16 protein-coding genes and 1 pseudogene are annotated in these 19,096 nt (G+C 66.4%); 16 read left to right on the top strand and 1 reads right to left on the bottom strand.

The annotated features are described in order from the left end of the window. The first annotated feature begins 48 nt into the window (after nucleotides 1–48). The 16 genes and pseudogenes from U5N23_RS09665 (at nucleotide 49) to U5N23_RS09740 (ending at nucleotide 18,154) form a co-directional block, all read left to right on the top strand. The gene (locus U5N23_RS09665) at nucleotides 49–564 is read left to right on the top strand and encodes a DUF2059 domain-containing protein (protein WP_322592596.1); all 516 of its coding nucleotides are present in this window, start codon (nucleotides 49–51) and stop codon (nucleotides 562–564) included. 337 nt (nucleotides 565–901) lie between these two features. Continuing rightward, nucleotides 902–1,267 (top strand): prepilin-type cleavage/methylation domain-containing protein, encoded by a 366-nt coding sequence (locus tag U5N23_RS09670; RefSeq protein ID WP_322592597.1) that lies wholly within the window; start codon nucleotides 902–904, stop codon nucleotides 1,265–1,267. Next, on the top strand, nucleotides 1,268–1,651 hold the full coding sequence (locus U5N23_RS09675; protein WP_322592598.1) for a hypothetical protein: 384 nt from the start codon (nucleotides 1,268–1,270) through the stop codon (nucleotides 1,649–1,651). It begins immediately after the preceding gene. A 392-nt stretch (nucleotides 1,652–2,043) separates the two neighbouring features. After that, nucleotides 2,044–2,127 (top strand): annotated as a pseudogene (locus U5N23_RS33100) (hypothetical protein); the annotation flags it as partial. Between the two features lie 209 nt (nucleotides 2,128–2,336). Further along, nucleotides 2,337–3,926, top strand: coding sequence for a putative bifunctional diguanylate cyclase/phosphodiesterase (locus U5N23_RS09685; protein WP_322592600.1), 1,590 nt, complete (start codon nucleotides 2,337–2,339; stop codon nucleotides 3,924–3,926). A gap of 167 nt (nucleotides 3,927–4,093) precedes the next feature. After that, nucleotides 4,094–6,166 carry a hybrid sensor histidine kinase/response regulator gene (locus U5N23_RS09690; protein WP_322592601.1) on the top strand — a complete coding sequence of 691 codons (2,073 nt, stop codon included), beginning with the start codon at nucleotides 4,094–4,096 and terminating at the stop codon, nucleotides 6,164–6,166. A gap of 99 nt (nucleotides 6,167–6,265) precedes the next feature. Next, nucleotides 6,266–8,125 (top strand): diguanylate cyclase domain-containing protein, encoded by a 1,860-nt coding sequence (locus U5N23_RS09695; protein WP_322592602.1) that lies wholly within the window; start codon nucleotides 6,266–6,268, stop codon nucleotides 8,123–8,125. Between the two features lie 229 nt (nucleotides 8,126–8,354). Further along, entirely contained in the window at nucleotides 8,355–8,870 is a 516-nt protein-coding gene (locus U5N23_RS09700) for a sigma-70 family RNA polymerase sigma factor (RefSeq protein ID WP_322592603.1), read from the top strand. Beyond that, the gene (locus tag U5N23_RS09705) at nucleotides 8,867–9,925 is read left to right on the top strand and encodes a FecR family protein (protein WP_322592604.1); all 1,059 of its coding nucleotides are present in this window, start codon (nucleotides 8,867–8,869) and stop codon (nucleotides 9,923–9,925) included. Before U5N23_RS09700 ends, U5N23_RS09705 begins: the two co-directional genes overlap by 4 nt. 255 nt (nucleotides 9,926–10,180) lie before the next feature. Then, nucleotides 10,181–12,667: a TonB-dependent receptor gene (locus tag U5N23_RS09710; RefSeq protein WP_322592605.1), complete on the top strand. Its 2,487-nt coding sequence runs from the start codon at nucleotides 10,181–10,183 to the stop codon at nucleotides 12,665–12,667. A gap of 44 nt (nucleotides 12,668–12,711) precedes the next feature. After that, nucleotides 12,712–14,400 (top strand): hypothetical protein, encoded by a 1,689-nt coding sequence (locus U5N23_RS09715; RefSeq protein ID WP_322592606.1) that lies wholly within the window; start codon nucleotides 12,712–12,714, stop codon nucleotides 14,398–14,400. Nucleotides 14,401–14,441: 41 nt separating this feature from the next. Beyond that, entirely contained in the window at nucleotides 14,442–16,094 is a 1,653-nt protein-coding gene (locus U5N23_RS09720; RefSeq protein ID WP_322592607.1) for a hypothetical protein, read from the top strand. Beyond that, nucleotides 16,095–17,057: a hypothetical protein gene (locus tag U5N23_RS09725; RefSeq protein ID WP_322592608.1), complete on the top strand. Its 963-nt coding sequence runs from the start codon at nucleotides 16,095–16,097 to the stop codon at nucleotides 17,055–17,057. Further along, nucleotides 17,054–17,281: a hypothetical protein gene (locus tag U5N23_RS09730; RefSeq protein WP_322592609.1), complete on the top strand. Its 228-nt coding sequence runs from the start codon at nucleotides 17,054–17,056 to the stop codon at nucleotides 17,279–17,281. The genes U5N23_RS09725 and U5N23_RS09730 overlap by 4 nt, the downstream gene beginning before the upstream one ends. 14 nt (nucleotides 17,282–17,295) lie before the next feature. After that, nucleotides 17,296–17,727 carry a hypothetical protein gene (locus tag U5N23_RS09735; RefSeq protein ID WP_322592610.1) on the top strand — a complete coding sequence of 144 codons (432 nt, stop codon included), beginning with the start codon at nucleotides 17,296–17,298 and terminating at the stop codon, nucleotides 17,725–17,727. A gap of 106 nt (nucleotides 17,728–17,833) precedes the next feature. Then, nucleotides 17,834–18,154, top strand: coding sequence for a DMT family protein (locus U5N23_RS09740; RefSeq protein ID WP_322592759.1), 321 nt, complete (start codon nucleotides 17,834–17,836; stop codon nucleotides 18,152–18,154). Between the two features lie 525 nt (nucleotides 18,155–18,679). On the opposite strand, the gene U5N23_RS09745 is transcribed toward U5N23_RS09740, so the two are convergent. Further along, nucleotides 18,680–19,063 carry a RidA family protein gene (locus U5N23_RS09745; protein ID WP_322592611.1) on the bottom strand — a complete coding sequence of 128 codons (384 nt, stop codon included), beginning with the start codon at nucleotides 19,061–19,063 and terminating at the stop codon, nucleotides 18,680–18,682. Nucleotides 19,064–19,096 lie beyond the last annotated feature (33 nt).

A 19,096-nucleotide genomic window follows, 5' to 3' on the forward strand; every position in this document is an offset into this window, starting at 1 on the left:
CTCTACCGGGGCGCGCCGCTCGTTCGTATGTCCCATCAAGAAAGATCCATGCACCACCATCGCCTTTTCCATTTCGCCGTTGCGGCCCTCATCAGCAGTGTCGCGCCGGCGGCCTTTGCGCAGGAAGGCCGGCAGGAGCTGGTGCAGAAGATCCTGGTGGCGCAGGGGCTCCAGGACCAGTTCGCGCAGCAGTTGGCGGACCAGCGGAAGTCTTTGGAGGGGTATGGCACCAAGATGCTGGAGGACGTGCTGGCCCAGGAGGGCCGCAAGGCGACTGCTAGGGAGAAGGCGGCTTTCGACCGCTTCGTGTCCCGCGGCGCGCAGATGTTCTCTGCCAAGGAACTGTCGGCGAAGTGGGCGGCCAGCTACGGCGCCGATCTGTCGGTCAGCGATCTGCGCGAGATCCTGCAGCACTACCAAAGCCCGATCGGCAAGAAGGAGGTCATCGCCAACAAGGCGGCCATGGCGGCCTTCTCGGTGTGGATGAGCAGCGAGGCCCACGCCAGGACGGATGCGCTGATCGCCGGGCTGATGAAGGACCTGCAGCCGCCAGCAAAGCGCTAGTGCGCCCGCCGGGGCGTCGGCTCGCCGCCCCCGGGGCCAGCCCCTCCGTCGAATCCGTCCTACGCGGGCGCCGTTGGGGTCTGCCCTATCATGGGGCATGAAACAGAATGTCACGGACACATGCGCCTCGACGCAGCGGTGGGCGCTGCCCGCGGCCTGTGCTGCGGCTGCGTGTTCCGCGGCTGTGTGCCCCGCGCCATGCCCATTTTTTTGCGAAGGCGGCGGGCGATGAGGGTGGTGCGCAACAACAGAAGACGTGCCTTGCGCGCGCTGGGGGTGACGCTGCTGGAGCTGCTGATCACCGGTCACGCTGATCGGGCTGCTTTCGGCGGTTGCCGTGCCCAGCTACAAGGCGTACATCGAACGCGCCAAGGTCGCCGCTGCCAAAAAAGACATCCTGGAAATCAGCGCCATGCTGGACCGGTACGTCAACTTCAAGCACGTGTTCCCGGCAAGCCTGGCCGATCTGCCCTTTACCCGGCTGGACCCCTGGGGCAACCCCTATCGCTACCTGTCGATGGACGGCGCCACGGTCGGCCAAAAGCGCAAGGACAAGTCGCTGCACCCGCTCAACAGCGACTATGACCTGTACAGCATGGGGCCCGACGGCAAGAGCCAGACGCCGTTGACCGCCAAGGCCAGCCGCGATGACATCATCCGCGCCAACAACGGGAGCTTCATCGGCGTCGCCGAGGATTACTGAATGCGCCTGAGTCCGGCCCATGCCATTCTGCACAGCCGTGTCGGGCGCCAACTGCTGGCCACCTTCTTCGTGCTGGTGGCGGTGCCGGTGGGGGCGATGTCGCTGCTGGCCTACCAGCTCACGGAGTACGTTGTGCAGCAGTCTGCAGCGCAGCTCAGTGGTGAGCTGGCCAAGGCAGTGGGCATCAACCTCGTCGACCGGCTGCGCGCCGCAGCAAAGCCTGCTGAATGGTGCACGCGTCTGCCCTCCGGCCAGGGCCCCGGGCCCATCGTGCTCGACTGGATCAGCCGGCTCAAGAGCGTCTTTGCCAGTGTGGACCGGCTTTTCCCTTCGGAGCTTGCGCCGATGCCGCCGGTGCCGCTGAGCAGCATTGCGCGTGGTTAGCGCCCCACTGCGCCGGGGGTGGCGCCCACCGTGGAACTGATGGTGCCGCTTTGCGGACGCGGTGGTGCGCGGCCGGTTCACTGCAGACTACCTGTGGGAGAACGCGCAGTCGGGCACGCATCGCATCTGCTTTTCGGGTCCGCAGTTGTCTGCACCCTTCTGCCAGGGGGTAGAGGCGCAGGCCGCCAACGAGGTGCGCACGCAGCGCGAAATCTTCTTCACGCCCTATTTCGATGCGCCGGCCTGGACCATTACCACCACCTTGCAGCCAGACGTGCGGCGCTACCTGCCCATTGGCGTGGCGGCCTTGGTGGGCAACGTGGCCGCCATCGCATTTTTGCTCGCACTGGTGAGCAGCTCGGTGGTGCTGCGCAGGCTGACCCGCCCGCTGGATGCGCTCACCTCGGGCACGCGCGCGGTGCTGGAGCGGCGACTTCACGCGCAGGGTGCAGATTGCCGGCCGGCGCAGCGAGTTCACCGACCTGGCCGACTCCTTCAACGCGATGACCGAAGAGGTGGGGCGCGACCTTGCAGCTGGTGCACGTGCTCGCGCAGATGGACCAGGCCATCATCGGGCAACGCCCGTTTGCCGAGGTGGTGCGCCTGATGCTCGCGCACCTGAATGCCCAGGCGGGTGGCGCGCCGGTGGGCGTGGTGCAGTGGCCAGCCGGCAGCGCCCGGCCGCATGGTGCTGTCCCTGGCGGCCGGATGGAACGCTGGCGCAGCGCGAGACCAGGTGCGCCGCGCGACCTCCCGCCGCGCGAGCCTCGCCGCATGCAGAGGGGAGGGGGCCGACCCGGCGGGGGGCGAAGGGCCCTGGCACGACCTGCCCGTTGCGCACACCAGCAACCAGCGGGTGTGGCTGCGCCTGGCGCGCCTGCCGGCACCCGAGGGGCGCGCCGGGCGCGAGCTGGCCGCACTGGGCCAGCGGCTGGCCGTGGCCCTGCACGCCGAGCAGCACGAGCATCAACTGCGTGAACGCGCCACGCGCGACAGCCTGACGGGCCTGCTCAACCGCTTCGGGCTGGTCGAGGCCGTTGACCAACTGGTGCAGGCGCAGGCCGCAACGCCCTTTGCTGTGGTGTACATGGACCTCGACGGTTTCAAGGAAATCAACGATGCCTATGGGCACGAGGTGGGGGACTGCGTGCTGCGCGAGGTAGCGGCCCGCCTGCGCAACTGCATAGGCCCTCGCGCACTGGCCATGGCCCGCCCAGGGGGCGACGAGTTCGTGTTCGTGCTGCCCGCAGACGCACAGGCTGCGTTGCGCGCCCACATCGAATCGGTCATGCAGGCCGTGCGGGTGCCGTACAGCGTTCCCCCGCGCCTGCTGCCCCTGGCGGCCAGCCTGGGCATGGCGCAGTACCCCTCGCATGGCACCTCGCGGGACGAACTGCTCAAGCACGCCGACCTGGCCATGTACACCGCCAAGGGCGCGGGCCGCAATGTGCTGGTGGAGTTCGAACCCGCGCTGGCCGCAGAGCAGGCCGGGCGGCTGGCGCTGCGCCATGACCTGCGCCACGCGCTGGCCGGGCAGCAGATGTTTGTGGTGTTCCAGCCGCGCGTGCGCTCGAATGACCGCCAGATCGCCTCGGTCGAGGCACTGCTGCGCTGGCGCCATCCCGACAAGGGGCTTGTCTCGCCCGACACCTTCATTGCGCTGGCCGAAGAGTCCGGCTTCATCATCGAGCTGGGTCTTTGGGTGCTGCGCCAGGCGCTGCAGCAGTTTGCGGCGTGGCGTGCCGACCCGCAGGCGCCCGTGCGGCATCTGTCGGTCAACCTCTCGCCGGTGCAACTGGCCGACCCGGCCTTTCCCGAAGCGCTGCACGCGCTGATGCAGGAGTTCGACATCCGCCCCGGGGAGCTTGAGCTGGAGATCACCGAAGGCGCGCTGATCCAGGACGTGGATGCCGCCGTCACGCGCCTGGCGGCGCTGCGCGCCCACGGCGTGGCGATTGCGCTGGACGACTTCGGCGTGGGCTATTCGGCCATGCGCTACCTCAACCGCCTGCCGTTCGATACGCTCAAGATCGACAAGAGCTTTGTGTTCGCCTTTGGCATCGAGCGCCCCGCGCTGGCCATCGCCACGGCCATCGTGGCCCTGGCCAAGGCGCTGGACAAGCGCGTGGTGGCCGAGGGGGTGGAGACGCCCATGCAGGCCGACCTGCTGCAGGGCCTGGGCGTGAACGAGCTGCAGGGCTACCTCTATGGCAAGCCGCAGACGGCTGCCGAGCTGGGGCGCTTGTGGGGCGGCGGCGATGGAGTGATGGTGTGACTTTTAAGTTATTATTTATACCCACTGGTCGCGGTGGGCGCCATGGCCCAGCCACCGATGGTGAATTTCATTGACCCGCTCGCCAGGAACAACCCATGTGGACCCAGAAAAGAGCAGGCGGTAAAGGCTCCCGAGAGGCAGCAGAGTCGGTGCGTTGGCTTCGCCTGATGGCGTTGCTAAGCGTGGCGGTTCCCCTGGCGATCTACGCCATCTTCGGGGTCGTCGGCTTCCTGCGTGCGACGGAAGAAACCGACGCCCGGGTGTCGCGCTCGCTGCGCGTGGCGCACGAGCATGCCTCCAAGGTCATGGCCACGTCCGAGGCGGTCGCGGAAAAAGCCTTCTCCCTGGTCAATGGCAAGAACCCGCAGGACTTGCGCAGCATCGAGGCCTTCCTGCACGAAGAGCTGCGCAAGCGCAGCGTGGACCAGCCCCAGATCCAGTCCATCCTGATCCTGGATGCGCAGGGCCGGCCGCTGGCCAGCAGCCGCCTGTTCCCGTTCCCGCGGGTCGATCTGTCCGATGGCGAGTATTTTCAGCACCACCTGCAGGGCCGCACGGGGCCGCATCTGTCCAGGCCCATCGTGACCCGCACGTCCAACGAGCGGGTGTTGAACGTCAGTGTCCCCTTCGAGGACCACGCGGGCAAGTTTGGCGGCGTCATCAACGTGGCGCTGCTCACGTCCTACTTCCACGATTTCTATGGCGACCTGGTGGCGGACGAGCCCAACCTGGCGGTCACGCTGTTCCGCGGCGATGGCGAGGTGTACACCCGGTGGGCCCAGGGCGCCACCCCCTCCGACAAGCTGCAGCCCGATGTGCCGGTGATCCAGCGCGTGCAGGCGGGCGAGGACTCGGCGCGCCTGCGGGGCATCTCGTCGATCGACCAGCAGGAACGCATCATTGCCTACCGCAAGGTCGGCGACTACCCCCTGTACGTGGCCACCGCAATGCGCCTGAACGTGCCGCTGCGCGAGTTGTTCCAGCAGCTCGCGCTGCTGTTCGCCATGGGGGCGCTGCCGGTGGCGGCCCTGGTCGTCACGGCCAGAACGGCGCTGCGAAGCGCGCGCGCCGCCCACAACACGCTGCAGGAACTGGAGCGTGAAACCGAAAGCCGCCAGCGCGCCGAAGAGGCGCTGCGCCAGGCGCAAAAGCTCGAGGCGCTGGGCCGGCTGACCGGTGGCGTGGCGCACGACTTCAACAACGCGCTGATGGTGATCAGCAACAACCTGCACCTGCTCAAGCGCACGGTGCCGCAGGCGGGCCTGCGGCAGATCGACTCCATCGCGCGGGCCGTCAAGTCGGCCACCAACCTCACCCGCCAGTTGCTGGCCTTCTCGCGGCGCCAGCCCCTGGTGGCCGAGTACGTGCAGCTGCAGCACAAGCTGCCGGCCATCCAGGATCTGCTGGTGCCGGTCATGGGCAGCCGCGTGCAGCTGGATGTGCAGGTGGACCCCTCGACCGCGCCCGTGTTTCTGGACATGAGCGAGCTGGAGCTGGCGCTGCTCAACCTGGGCATCAACGCGCGCGACGCGATGCCCATGGGCGGTGCCCTGTCCATCCACGTGCGCAATGCCGGGCGCCAGCGGGGCGGGGCGCAGGACCAGGAAACCGAGATGGTCGTCATCGAAGTGTCCGACACCGGCAGCGGCATTGCGCCGGACGATCTGGACAAGGTGTTCGAGCCCTTCTTCACCACCAAGCCGGTGGGCCAGGGCACGGGCCTGGGCCTGAGCCAGGTGTATGGCTTTTGCCAGGGGGTGGGCGGCTACGCGCACATCGCCAGCGAGCTGGGCAAGGGCACGCGCATCAGCCTGTACCTGCCCAGCACGGCCCCCCGCGCAACCGGGGACGAGCCCGCCGCAGACACCACCACCTTCAAGCCCCTGGGCATGAGCCTGCTGGTGGTGGAAGACAACGACGAGGTGGCCGAGTCGCTGGTGCCCTTGCTGCAGTCGCTGGGCTGCACCGTCACCCGCGTCGACCGGGCCGACAAGGCCATTGACCTGCTCGACGAAGGCCAGCGGCCCGACCTGGTGCTGACCGACGTGATGATGCCCGGGGCGCTCAACGGCGAGGGCCTGGCCAGGCACATCCGCGAGACATGGCCTGCGCAGCGGGTGCTGCTGATGACCGGCTATGCCGAGCAACTGGCGCGCATCTCGCAGCTGGGCTTTGACGTGCTGCCCAAGCCCTGCACACCGCAGATGCTGCATGCCGCCATCGGCAAGGCGGGTGCGTAGCCGTGCACACTCTCAAGGAGGAGGGTGTTTTCCAGGGGGCTGCCGCGTGGCGCTGCGTCGATAATAGGATGGCCGCGCCTTTCCCCTTGCTGAGTTTCCTTGCCGCATTCCATCGACCTTTCTGACGCCAAGCTGAGGCGTTTTGCGATTCACCTGGTGTGTGGCAACCTGGCCATCATCGGGCTGCTGGCCGTGGCGGGGTGGGTCGGGCTCAAGACCAGCCTGCATGCCGACGAGGCCCGGGCCGCCGAGGTTGCGCAAAACATGGCCGCAGGCCTGGCTGCCGAAATCGCCGGTGAACTCAGGCTGGTCGACAACGCGCTGTCGAGCGCCACCTCCGCTTACCGGGCCGGGTTGGCCGATGAGGCCGGGGCCCTGGCCATCGAGAAGGTGCTGCGCCACCAGGAAGAGCTGCTGCCCGAGGTGGACGCCATTCGCATTGCCGGACCCGACGGCCTGGTGCGCGTGGGGCTGGCCCAGGGCGCCGCGCCGGTGAGCATTGCCGACCGTGGCTATTTCGAGGCCGCGCGCCTCACCGATGGCCTGGCCGTTTCCGAGCCCCTTCAGGGCCGGATCACCAGGCAGTGGGGGATCGTGCTGGCAAGGCGCATCGAAAACCGGGATGGAAGCTTTGGCGGCGTGGCGTACGCCGCCCTCTCCAGCGCGCATTTCGCGCGCAGCTTCAGCCGGTTGAAGCTGGGCAAGTCGGGCGCCATTTCGCTGCGCTCGAAGGACCTGCGGCTGGTTGCGCGCTACGTGCCCGACGAGCCCATCGGCGACAGGAACCTCGGCACCGCCAGCGTGTCCAGCGAGCTCAGGGATGCCCTGGCGCGCAACCCGGCACAAGGCTGGTACCGCACCCCCACGGCGCTCGACGGCATCGAGCGGGTGACCGCCTACCACCGGGTTCCCGGGTTCGAGCTGACGGTTCTGGCGGGCTTGGCCCCGAGCGACTTCCTGGCGCCCTGGCGGCGCGATGTGCAGATCATCGCCGCGCTGCTGCTGCTGGCCGGCGTGTCGATGGTGGGGGCCTCTGTCGGCCTGTATGTCCAGCGCCAGCGCCACGTGCTGGCCGAACGGCGCATCGCCGGCCTGCTCCAGCAACAGCAGCTGATGCTGGACAACGAGCTCATTGGCATGGTGCGCACCAAGAGCCGCACCACGGTCTGGTCGAACAAGGCGTTCAAGGCGATCTTCGGGTACGGCCCCGATGAACTGGATGGGGGGCCTTCGCGCCAGCTGTATCTGGACGACGAGTCCTACGAACGGGTCGGGGCGCAAGGCTATGAGCACCTTCGCGACAACCGCCGCTACCGCACCCAGCTCAAGATGCGGCGCAAGGACGGCAGCCCGGTCTGGATCGATCTGAGCGGAACCCCGGTCTCGGGCGACGAATCGCTGTGGATGTTTGTCGACATCTCCGCCATGAAGGGGCGGGAGGACCAGTTGGCTCAGCTGGCCCTGCACGACGCACTGACCGGACTGGCCAATCGCACGCAGTTTGCCGAGCGCCTGCGCGCGGCGCTTGACCAACTGGGCGGTGCATCGAGCCTGGTGGCCGTGTGCTACATCGACCTTGATGGCTTCAAGGCCGTGAACGACGCGCTGGGGCACGGCGCGGGCGACCAGGTGCTGGTGGAGACCGCCAGGCGCCTGCTGGCCTGTGTGCGCAGCCAGGACACCGTGACGCGCCTGGGGGGCGATGAATTTGCCATTGCGCTCGCCAACGTGCAGGACCGGGGCCAGGTGGAGGCCGTGCTGAACCGGGTGCTGGAGCGGCTCAGGCAGCCCATTGCGCTGGGCGGGGGCGAAGCCCGCATCCGCGCCAGCATCGGCGTGGCGTATGCGCCCGACCATGGCACCGAGCCGCAGTTGCTCATGCGCCTGGCCGACGAAGCCCTGTACGAGGCCAAGCGCGCCGGCAAGGACTGCTACAGGGTGGCGTCCCCGGCGCCATAGCCTCTGGTTGCATAAACACTGGTGAGATTCAGAACCGACGGCCGGACATGGCACAGGCCACCCGGTCCATGGCCTCTTGGCTGACACAGGCGGGGCCGCGCGTGGCCGTGGCCGGCGCAAGCTTTGTGTTTGCTGGAGACCTTGCTGCTTTCCCATGCTTGGGTGTATATAATACGAACAATTATCATTTGCGATGTGTGATTCTGTCGCCACGACAGGAAGGAGAGGTATGCCGACGGATGCGAGCTATCAAGGCGACATGCATGCTCTCTATGCGGATCACCATGGCTGGTTGTACAGCTGGCTGCGCCGAAAACTGGGATGCGCTCACAACGCCGCAGATGTCGCGCAGGATACTTTTCTTCGCATCCTGGCTTCGCGCGATGCCTTGCTGGGTGTCAGCGAGCCTCGCGCCTATCTCACCACCACGGCCAACCGCCTGCTGATCGACCGGGCAAGACGCCAGTTGCTGGAACAGGCCTATCTGGCCGAGCTGGCTCTTGCCGCCGAGGCCTTGAACGGCTTTCCCTCGCCTGAAGAAATCCTGGAGGCGCTTCAGGCCCTGGAGCAAATCAGTGCTGCCTTGCAGGGCTTGTCGCACAAGGCCCACCAGGCGTTTGTCATGCACTATCTGGACGGACAGACCCACGCTGAAGTGGCCAGCCAATTGGGCGTGTCGACGCGCATGGTCCAGAAATACCTGGTGCAGGCACTGGCCCAGGTCCACCGGATTGTCCGGGATTGACCGGCACCATGGGACCGAGCGCGGAGCGGCCGCAGTCTTTGGAGGACCAGATTTCGCTGCAAGCGGCGCACTGGGTGGTTCTGCTCAGCTCTGACAGCGAGGAGGAGCGTGTCGCAGCGCGCGCAGGGTTCGATGCCTGGAAGCGAGAGGACGTACAGCATGCGCGGGCGGCACAGCGCATCGAGGGCTTCATGGCGCGTGTGCATTCTCTGCGGGAGAGCGAGGAAGGCAGCGCCCGGGCTGCCCGTGCCGCGCTGAACGTCACGCTGCGACCTCGCGCGAAGCCCCATCGTGCCCAGACCGCTGCGCGCGTTCTCGCGCTGGCGCTTGTGCTCGGGCTGCCTTCATGGCTGGCGCTGCAAGGCTACACCCCTTCGCGCTGGATGTCCGACCTGAGTGCCCCGACAGGCCAATGGGCCTCCAGCACCTTGCAGGACGGAACGCGGCTCACGCTCAAGAGCGCCAGCGCAGTCGATCTTGAATTCAGTGCCAGTCGGCGCACAGTCAGGCTGGTGGACGGAGAGGTGCTGGTGGACGTTGCGCGTGACCCCGACCGTCCTTTCTGGGTCGAAACCGCGCACGGGGGGGTGCGGGCCCTCGGAACCCGCTTCGTGGTGCGCACGGAAGATGGCGCTACGCTGGTCACCATGCTGGAGTCCCGCGCCCGGGTGCAGACGGCCATGGCTCCGGCGGATGTGGGGTCCGCAGAGCCAGCCAACGCCGTCATCAGCGCGGGCCAACGCGCGCGTATCACTGCCGACCGCGTGGAGATACTCCCCGGTGTGGATCCCGCCAGTGTGGACGACGCCTGGAGGCAACACCAACTGGTGGCCCTGGACCGCCCACTGCCGGAGGTTCTGGACGAGCTCAATCGCCACCGGCCCGGCACGATCCGCTATGACCGCCAAGTCCTGGGCGGCATCAAGGTGTCCGCCGTCCTCCCTCTGGACGACACAGACCGCGCCCTGCAACTGCTGGTGACCAGCCTGCCAGCCCTGCGTGTGCGGTCGCTGACCCCCTACCTGGTGATCGTGGACGCACCCTCCGCTCGCTGAAAATCCGCGGTCGGAACGAAAAAGATCGCCGTTCCAGTTCCACATTCCCTTTCTCGTTCGTCATAGCTGGTGAAGGTGACGAAAGCCGGCCGCCATGCATCCCTTGTGGGAGTCCTGCGTTAGCCAGTTCCAGTTTTCGTTTTGTACCCGCAAGGGTTTGAAACAGCTATTGGAGCGACCGCAATGGAACTGAACCACACAAGCGCGAAGGCGGCACGAAAGCTCGTCGCCCCGCTGCACCCTTTGGCAATCGCGATGCGCATCGGATGCGCGTCCCTCTCGATCACCATGGGCGTGGCCCATGCGCAGGCCCCGGAGCTGCGCGCCGCGCCCGGGAGCTTCGACATTCCGGCGGGGCCGCTGGCGCAGGCACTGAGCCGCTTTGCCCAGCTCACCGCAGTGGCCATCGTGGTGGACACCGAAAAAGTAAAGGGGCTGCATTCCCCGGGCTTGAAAGGGCAGTACCGCGTCGAAGACGGTTTCAACGCACTGCTGCGCGGCACCGGGCTGGTGATCGGCAAGACCGCTGCGGGCTACCTCGTCATGCCCGGTGCCGCGCAGGATGTGCCGCCGAATCGAGCACCCGCTGCTTCCAGTGTGCGCGTGCTGCAGGAGGCAACCGCCATATTGCCACACGTGACGGTGGTCGACAGGTCTGAAATGCTGGCCGACCAGCCTGCCGTGCGCAACCGCATGGACGCCGTGTCGCCCGCAGTGATTGTCGACCGTTCGCAGATCGAGGTGCTCGGGGACAAGCGGCTCAGTGACATCGCAGGGCGGCTGCCCGGTGCATTTGCAGGTGGCCCACCGGGCGAGAAGAAAAGCATCAACCTGCGCGGGGTGTCGAGCGAGTTCGCGCGGTTTTCTTTTGATGGATTCAACCTGCCCTCGTCCACCGGGTCGCGCAACATCGATCTGCAGCGCATCAGCAGCTTCATCGTGGAAGATGTCACCTACCTGCGCAGCCCGTCCGCCGAATTTGAAGGCGACGGGCTGGCGGGTCGCCTGGCGTTTCGCACACGCTCTGTGCCTGATACCCCGCAGCTGGAAGCAGATCTGAGTGCCGGTGGACTGGACACGCTGGATGGCGCGAACCGTTCCGTCAAGTTGGCGTACGCGGGCAAGGTGGGTGAGCGCCTTGGAGTGATCGCCGCGTTGGGCCAGGACCGCTTTGATTCGATCAAGATCAAGGACCGCTCCGAGCGCACCTACTCGGGTGGCGGCGGGCCCGCCCAGAACCTGGGCACGCTGGTGGACGAACGTGAGCCCAAGCGCAATCACAACCTCAACCTGTTCCTTGACCTGGTGCACTACCACCCAGGCGGTGAGATCCACCTCAAACCCATTGTGCTGGACACGCTGGTGGAAAGTACCGGGCGACAGCGTGACACCTACAACCGCGTGCCCGGCACATTCCGCCAGCGCACGCTGGCCAATGGCGATGAGGACAACCGCACCACGGGCCTGACGCTGGATGGCAAACACCGCTTTGAAGGCGGGATGGAGATCGATGGGGCCCTGTCCCGCAGCAGCGCCCGCCGCAATTCGGTGAGCAACGACCTCACGCTGGGGTCTGCGCTGGCATTCGCCGGCGCCACCGCGAGCGAGTCAAGTGCCAGGGATGCGCTGCGCCAGATGGCCTTCAACGTGGCCATTCCAGTGGCTGGCGCGGTGCCCCAGCGTATCAAGCTGGGCGTGATGCGGCGCGAATCCAGCCAGGTCAGTGACGCAGAACTGTTCACCCTCAATGCCGCCGGAGCTGCTTCGCAAACCGCCACCGATCTGGCGCGCTCACGCAATGCAGACTACGCAGTGCAAGAGGATTACACCGCCTTCTACGTGCAGGACGAGATCAGACTGGGGCGCCTGACCCTGCTGCCTGGCTTGCGCAACGAGCGCGTGGCATTCACCACTTCAGGAGCCAACGCGCTTCAGGCTAGCCGACAGGCGAGCGACTGGCTGCCGTCGCTGCCGGTGTCTTACCGCGTTTCCGAAAGCCTGCAGCTGCGGGCCAGCGTGGCCAAACATATCAACCGCCCCAAGCTGGATGAACTGGCCCCGGGCGTCAGCGTGCGGGGCAACCGCACGTTCACCGGCAACCCCGACCTGCAGCCAGCGGTGTCGCGCAGCATCGACGTCGGGTTCGACTACAGCCACGCCAACACCTTCTTTGGGGTGAACCTCTTTCACCGCAGCATCCAGAACCTGAACGAGACCCTGGAGCCCACGCCCAACAACTTCGTGTACCGCAACGCAGGGGATGGTTTCATCCGGGGGATCGAGTTCGACCAGCGGTTCGCCCTGGATGCGCTGGGGCCGACCTGGCTCAAAGGCCTGTCGATCACGGCGAACCAGGCATTTCTGCACTCCCGGGTGAACGATCCCACCACCGGGGCCCGGCCTTTCTCGGAGCAACCGCGCTTCATTGCCAATCTGATCCTTGACTACAAGCACGCTCCCACAGGCTTGAGCACCAGCCTGGGCATCAATCGCATCGGCAAGCGCGGCATCGTCAGCAATGAAGGGGCGGGTTCGATCCGGGACAAAACCATCCAGGCGGAGACCTTCATCGACGCACGCGTGCAGTGGCAGATGTCGCCCCAGCTCGCGCTGTACGCGAGCGTGGAGAACCTGACCAACCAGAAGCGCGACGAGTTCGAGTACCTCAACGGCCAGCTCGACCGTACCGCCGTCATCGGCACTGGCCGCTCCTACTTCATTGGTCTCAAGTGGCGCATGTGACAGCCGCCACTGCCTTTCCCTCAAAAACCTTGAAAGCCCAGCACATGTCTGCACCCATCAGCCGCTTTGCCCGCCCCCAGATCAAGGCCGTGCTGCGCGAAGGCGCCCGCACCTACCTTGCCAGCGAATGGGGCCTTTACGAACTGGACCAGCACGCCCTCAAGGGCATTGCCGCCTGGCAAGGCCAACCGGTGCAATGCATCGCTTGCGCTGGCGATGGATTCCTCTTGATGACCGAAGACGACAGCGGCCAGACGCTGTACACCTGCGATGGCGCCTGGCGAGCCACCGGGCAGATCACCGGTGTGCCCGGGGAGAAAATCAAGGCGCTTTGCGCCACGGAAAAGGGTGTCCTGGCAGGCACAAAGAGCGGGTTGTTCCGTCTCGCCGGTGGGCAGTGGGCGCGCCTGTTCGGCGACGCGCATGGCCAAGGCGAGGTGCTGTGGGTGCGCAGCGTCGACGGCCAGCACATCACCGCCTCCGTCAAGAAGATGGGGCCAGGGGCACGGCCAGCGCTGATCGAATCTGCCGACGGTGGGCAGACCTGGGCCGTGTCGGCATCGCCTGACTACCAGGACATCGTGCTGGCGGCCAGCGCTCAGTGGATCGTCACCCGCTGGAAGGGTGCAAGACGCCGCAGCGAGCGCGGAGAAACCAAGAAGCACCCCCTGAGCGCGGCAGCGGTGTGGGAGGAGGGCTGGGCCGTGCTCGATGGCGACAAGCTGGAGACCCACCATGCCCAGGGGCACGCAGGCAGCTCGTTCTACCACCCCCTGTTGGCGGAGGCCGAGCAATTGCACCTGTTGGCGGACCGTGTGCTGGTGGCAGGTGTGCAGGGGGCGTTCCTGGTCGATCCGGCACGCGGATCGGTCTCAGACCTGTTTGGCGGCATGGAGCTGCCTTCCGAACTGGGCAAGATCAAACGCATCTTCGTTCTCGACGAAGGCGCGCTGCTGGCCACGGCAACATTCGGGTCGCTGCGCAGCACCGATGGCGGCGCACATTGGCAGCCGGTGGATGCCGAGTGGACCGTGCTCGACGCCGAGCACCTGCTCAAGGGCCCCGACGGGCAATGGTGGCTGGCCTGCCAGCGCGCCCTGTTCGTCAGCCCCGACAACGGCCAGAGCTGGCGCTACGTCAAGCTCAAGATCAAGGGGGCGCACTACAGCGAGCTGCGCGGCGGCATCGCCATCGTCAACCAGCGCCTGTTCGTGGGCACCAAGGCAGGTCTGCTTTGCAGCGCCTTGTCACGCCCCGACGCAGTCGAGTACTTACCTGCGTTTGAAGGGCAGTCCATCGAGGCGCTGCACGGTGACGATGCCGGTGGCCAGCTGATCGTCGGCACGGCAGCCGGGGCGCTGTGGCGCTATGGCGTGGACGATGCATCTGCACGCCGGGTGGCTGAGGCTGTGGTGCATGAATCCGTGATCGTGGGCTCGCCATCGCACTTCGTGCTGGTCTCGGGCAGCCGGGTGCTGGATGTGCGGGATGCGTGCGTGCTCGAGATCACGCCCAGTGGGGGCAGCGGCGAGTTCGGCATGGCCCGCAGCGGTGCAGACACCTTCGTGCTGTGGAACAGAACCCATGCCTGGCAGGGGCGTGTGGGCGGCGAACTGGTGCCCTTGGCGCACTGGCCCATGGGCGTTCGCCACGCCAGCGTGGGCGATGGCGGAAAGCGCATCCACACCACCGACCGCCGTGCACTGCGCCACCTGAGTCTTGCCGCAGCCTGACCCCTGTCAGCCCTTGCCACTGCCCCATAACGGACCACACCATGATTGTCGAAAACTCTCTCGTCTGCCTGCGCCGCCCTGAAGTCAAAGCCACAGTGCGCCAGGGCGACAACGTCTGGATAGGCGCCTCAGACGGCCTGTACCGGCTTCACCAGGGTACCCTGGTGCCGATGACCGCGTGGAGCGGCCAAAAAATTGCCGCCATGGCCAGCGCAGAAGACGGCCTGCTCATTGCGGCTGTGTCCACCGACGGCCTGGGGCTCTACCTCACGGGCCACCAGGGAGAAATCATCCGCACGCTGCCGCCGCTGCCCGGCGACGAGCCCAAGTCCCTCCTGGCGGGCAAGTGCCTGCTGGCGGGCGGAAAGAAAGGCATCTACCGGCTCGACGCCGTGGGTTGGACCCATGTGTACGGCGAGGGCCACACCGAGGTGATCGGGCTCGAAGCATCGGGAGACCGCCTGCTGGCATTTGCCAAGAAGCAGGGGTCCAAGGCGCAGCCAGCCCTGATCGTGTCCGATGACGGCGGTGCCAACTGGTGCATCGATCTGGAGACCAGCTACCACGACGGCATCCTCGCCTGCCGCGACGACCGGTACGTCACCCGCTGGCGCGGGCCCTGGTCCCCTGGCCAGCCGGTGCGCTTTGAAAAGGATGCCGCCAACGCCGCCGTGTTCGAACCCGGCCGCGCAGGCTGGGTGGCGGGCAACAAGCTGTGCGTGCGGTTCGACACCGGCGCGCGCCTGGACCTCAAGGACCCGCGTTTCGCCGAAGCTGAACAACTGCAGTTGCTGGAGGCCCACGCGGTCGTGGCCGGGGGCAATGGCGCGTTCCTGGTCGACCTGTACACGGCCCGGGTGACCGACCTGTTCGAAGGCCGCGCAACACAGGCCACTGCTGCGAAGGTGAAGAAGCTCTGGCTGCTGGAAGAGGGCCGCCTGCTGGCCACCGCCAGCTACGGCACCTTCTTTTCGGATGACGCGGGGGCCACCTGGGCGGCAGCGCAGTCCGACTGGGCGGTGCTCGACGCCGAAGGGCTGGCCCTGTCACCGGACGGCGCCTGGTACCTCGCCGCGCAGCGCGGGCTGTTTGTGTCGTGGAGCAACGGTGCATCCTGGAAGCAGGTCAAGTTCTCCACCCGCCCGCACTTTGCGGAGCTCACCGCCCTGGCGTTTGCGGGCGACCGCATGGTGATGGGCAGCAAGGCGGGCCTGTTCGTGTCCGAGCCGGGGGTGCCCAAGCAGCTCCATCCGGTGCCTGCACTGGGCCAGTGCACCATCGCCGGGCTGCTGGTCGAGCAGGCAGGCACGGTGTTGGTGGGCACCGCGGACGGGCGCCTGGCACGCTGGAGCCCGCACAGCGGCCAGTTGGATGTGCTGGCCCTGTTCACCGGCGCATGCAGGCCCCTTGCCCAGCGCGGGCACACGGTGGAGGTCCTGTGTGCAGGTGCCTTGTACAGCGTGGCGCCTGGGCAGGTCACGCCGATTGCGCCACCCGACGGCGCCAGGCGCGTCGATGCCGTCGCAGCCCCCCAGGGCGAGCTGATCGCATGGAACGGGACCCATGGCTGGCGACTTGCGCAGGCCTGCGGCGCCTGGACCGCCATCGCGCAATGGCCCGCCCAGGTCAAGAGCGTTGCTGCGGGCCTTCGCGTGGCGGTGACCGACCGCTCCCAAGTCAACATGGTGGACTGAGTGACCACGCATGCAAGCCTTCGCAGCGAGGCAGCCCACCCTGCAGCATGGCCGTCGCGCCGGTTGCTGCTGGAAATGCTGAAGCTGCTCATGCGGTTGCACTGGCCCTTGCTGGGCTTGCTGACCTCGCTGGGATTCACCGCGGCCCTGTCCCCTGCATTCGCCTGGCTGAGCAAGCAGGTGGTGCAGCGCGTGGAGGCGGGCGAGACCGAGCCCTGGAACCTGCTGCCCGAGTTCCTTCCGCTGTTCCTGCTCATCAGCGCGGGGCTGTTCGTTGCGGAGTTCGGCGAGAAAATGCTCAGCAAGGTGATGGAGTTCAGGCTCATCATCGCCCTGCAACGCAGCTACCTGGAGCGGCGCCAGCTTGCCAACGTTCCCCAGGACGTGGCGCAGGTGCTGTACGGCAGCGATGTAGCCAAGAAAGGCTTTCAGGTCATCTACCAGGACTCCTGGAAGATCGTCACCGTCACCACGTCCGTGCTGCTGTGGCAACTGTCGATAGGGCCGGAATGGATACCGCTGCTGCTGGCCAGCATCGCGCCCACTGCCCTGTTCGTGTGGTTCTTCGGCGCCCGCATCCAGCGCGGCAGTCGGGAGATTCTGGACCTCCAGTCCAAGATCACCGAAGCCACGGGCAACGAGCAGCGCGCCCATCTGCACGCCCACCAGGAGCGGCTGTTCCACGTCAACCTGCGCTTTCACGCCATCAAGTGGCTGGCGGAGGATGCCAGCGACGTGGTCATGTGGGTGGCTTTCGCCATTGCCGTCGCAGTGGCCTACTGGCTCCACATCGGCAACTCGGTGCGCGGGATTTCGCTGGCCGAGTTGTCAGCGCTCGTGGTCAACCTGCGCCTGCTGGTCAAGCCGCTGGGTGACATCGGGCGCGTCTACACGCGCTGGCGCGAGGCCTATCCCGCGCTGCTGCGCTCACTGACGCCCGAGCACAAGGCCGACCCTGCATGAAGCCGCAAGCCATCCTGTGCACCTGCCATGGCCTGCCCGAGCCCGCGTTCGAGCGCGCATGCACCGCAGGTGCCCACAACGTCAAAACCTGTTTCCAGCATCTCGGCTGCCTGCCCCAGTGCGGGGACTGCGCGCCGAAGGTGCGGAAAGTGCTGGGCGATCACATCGCCCGGCAATCCAACGGGGCCGCTGGTGCGGCCCCACTTCCAACCAAGCCATCTTGAATGAGGATACGAAGATGACCCAAAAAGAAACCAAACGCATCGTGCCGTCCTTCTGGGACCTGTCGCTGGAGGCGCAGCAGGCCACCGCGCGATTCCTGGTAGGCGCCAAGCTCGGCGAAATCGTCGAGGCCAACGCGCACCAGGTGACCGAGATCGAAGTCGGCTACTTCCGCCATGGCAAGGCACACCAACTTGTGTGGGACGCCACCACGAAGAAGCTGCTGGGCGGCACCGAAAAGGTAGTGATCGAGGAGGTGCTCAAGCACTTGCCCGAAAGCGCAAGGACGACGATAGCGCAAGGTGGGGAGGCGATTCACCACCTGAAAATCAAGCACGACGACCGTGACGACCACGAGTATGTCCACGTGCATTTTGTCGACGGGCAAGGCAACCTGACGGGAGCCAAGCTGGAACTCGATGGCTCGCCCAAGCGCTCCATGCACTGATGCTGACAGGAGCCCGCACCCCCCCTTGTTCGGGAGGTCCGGGCTCCCTCGTGCAGCATGAGAAGGACTCTTCGTGAACCCTGTCGCAACTAGCATTTTGCTGCTGATGTGCAGCAACGTCTTCATGACCTTCGCCTGGTATGCACACCTGAAGGAACTGAACGACAAACCCTGGATGATCGCCGCCCTCGTGAGCTGGGGTATTGCCCTGTTCGAATACTTGCTGCAAGTGCCCGCCAACCGGATCGGCCACACGGTGATGAACGTTGGCCAGTTGAAGGTGCTGCAGGAAGTGATCACGCTGACGGTGTTCGTGCCGTTCGCGGTTTTCTACCTGAAGGAGCCGCTCAAGCTGGACTACCTCTGGGCGGGACTGTGCCTTCTGGCTGCGGTGTTCTTCATTTTCCGCGAGAAGATTTTCGCGTAGCCTTGGGCTTCAATGATCGCACTGGGTCGCCGCAGCGAGGTGCAATCCAGACCGATGCAAAACCTGCTCTGCCAGGCTTTCGTGGTGCCCCTGACCGCCGATCAGAGTGCCCGGTTCGTGCCGCTCCCTCTGTCCTGGAAAAGCCGGACTGCTTGCCTGGCAGCTGCACGCATTCGACCTGCGCCAAGAGGATGTTGGCAGGCGGTGTGCCCGTGCCCAGCGCCACCGTGCACCGCTGGCCCGTGCCCAGCGTCTGGTAGGTGGGGTCGGGCGTGGGGGCTGGCGCGGGTGCCGAGTCGTCACCGCCACCCCCACCGCAGCCGCCCAGCAGGGCGGCCGTGCTCAGGCCCAGGCCCAGGGGCGCGATGCGCCGCACAGCACGGGCAGACCTCAGTGGCAGGCGGCGCGGGTAAGGACTGCTACAGGGTGGCGTCCCCGGCGCCATAGTCTCTGGGGGTACTTGAAAGCGCAGCCTTTGAGGCATCCCACCGATGGAACGGTCAGGCGGCATGGGATGGAACGCCCTCAAGCCTTGATCACGGTGGCGTCAATCTCTACGAGCTGTCCCACGTAGCCCAGTGCGGCAACACCGAGCAGGGTGGCTGGTGGAACCTGGCCACCAAACCAGCCTGCGACCGCTGACCATGCCGCAGAGAGGCTTGCCTGGTCTCCGATCACGTACACGACCAGTCGTCGAATGTCCGTGGCTTGAAATCCGTGCACGGCGAGCAGCCGCTCCAGGTTGCGCAGGCACTGCATGGCCTGTGCGCCCGGGTCTTCGGGGCCTACCAGGTGGCCCAGAGCGTCGAGGGGCACCTGGCCAGCAACGAACAGTTGGTCGCCCAGGCGATCCGCGTAGCGGTATTGCGGCGTTGCTGCGAGGCCTGCATTGTGTTCGGCTTCATTCATCGGACTTGATCCAGTGGCTGAGATTGTGGGGGA

Origin of the sequence: Acidovorax sp. (genome assembly GCF_034519795.1) — a bacterium.
In the GTDB taxonomy this organism is placed as follows: Bacteria; Pseudomonadota; Gammaproteobacteria; order Burkholderiales; family Burkholderiaceae_C; genus Acidovorax.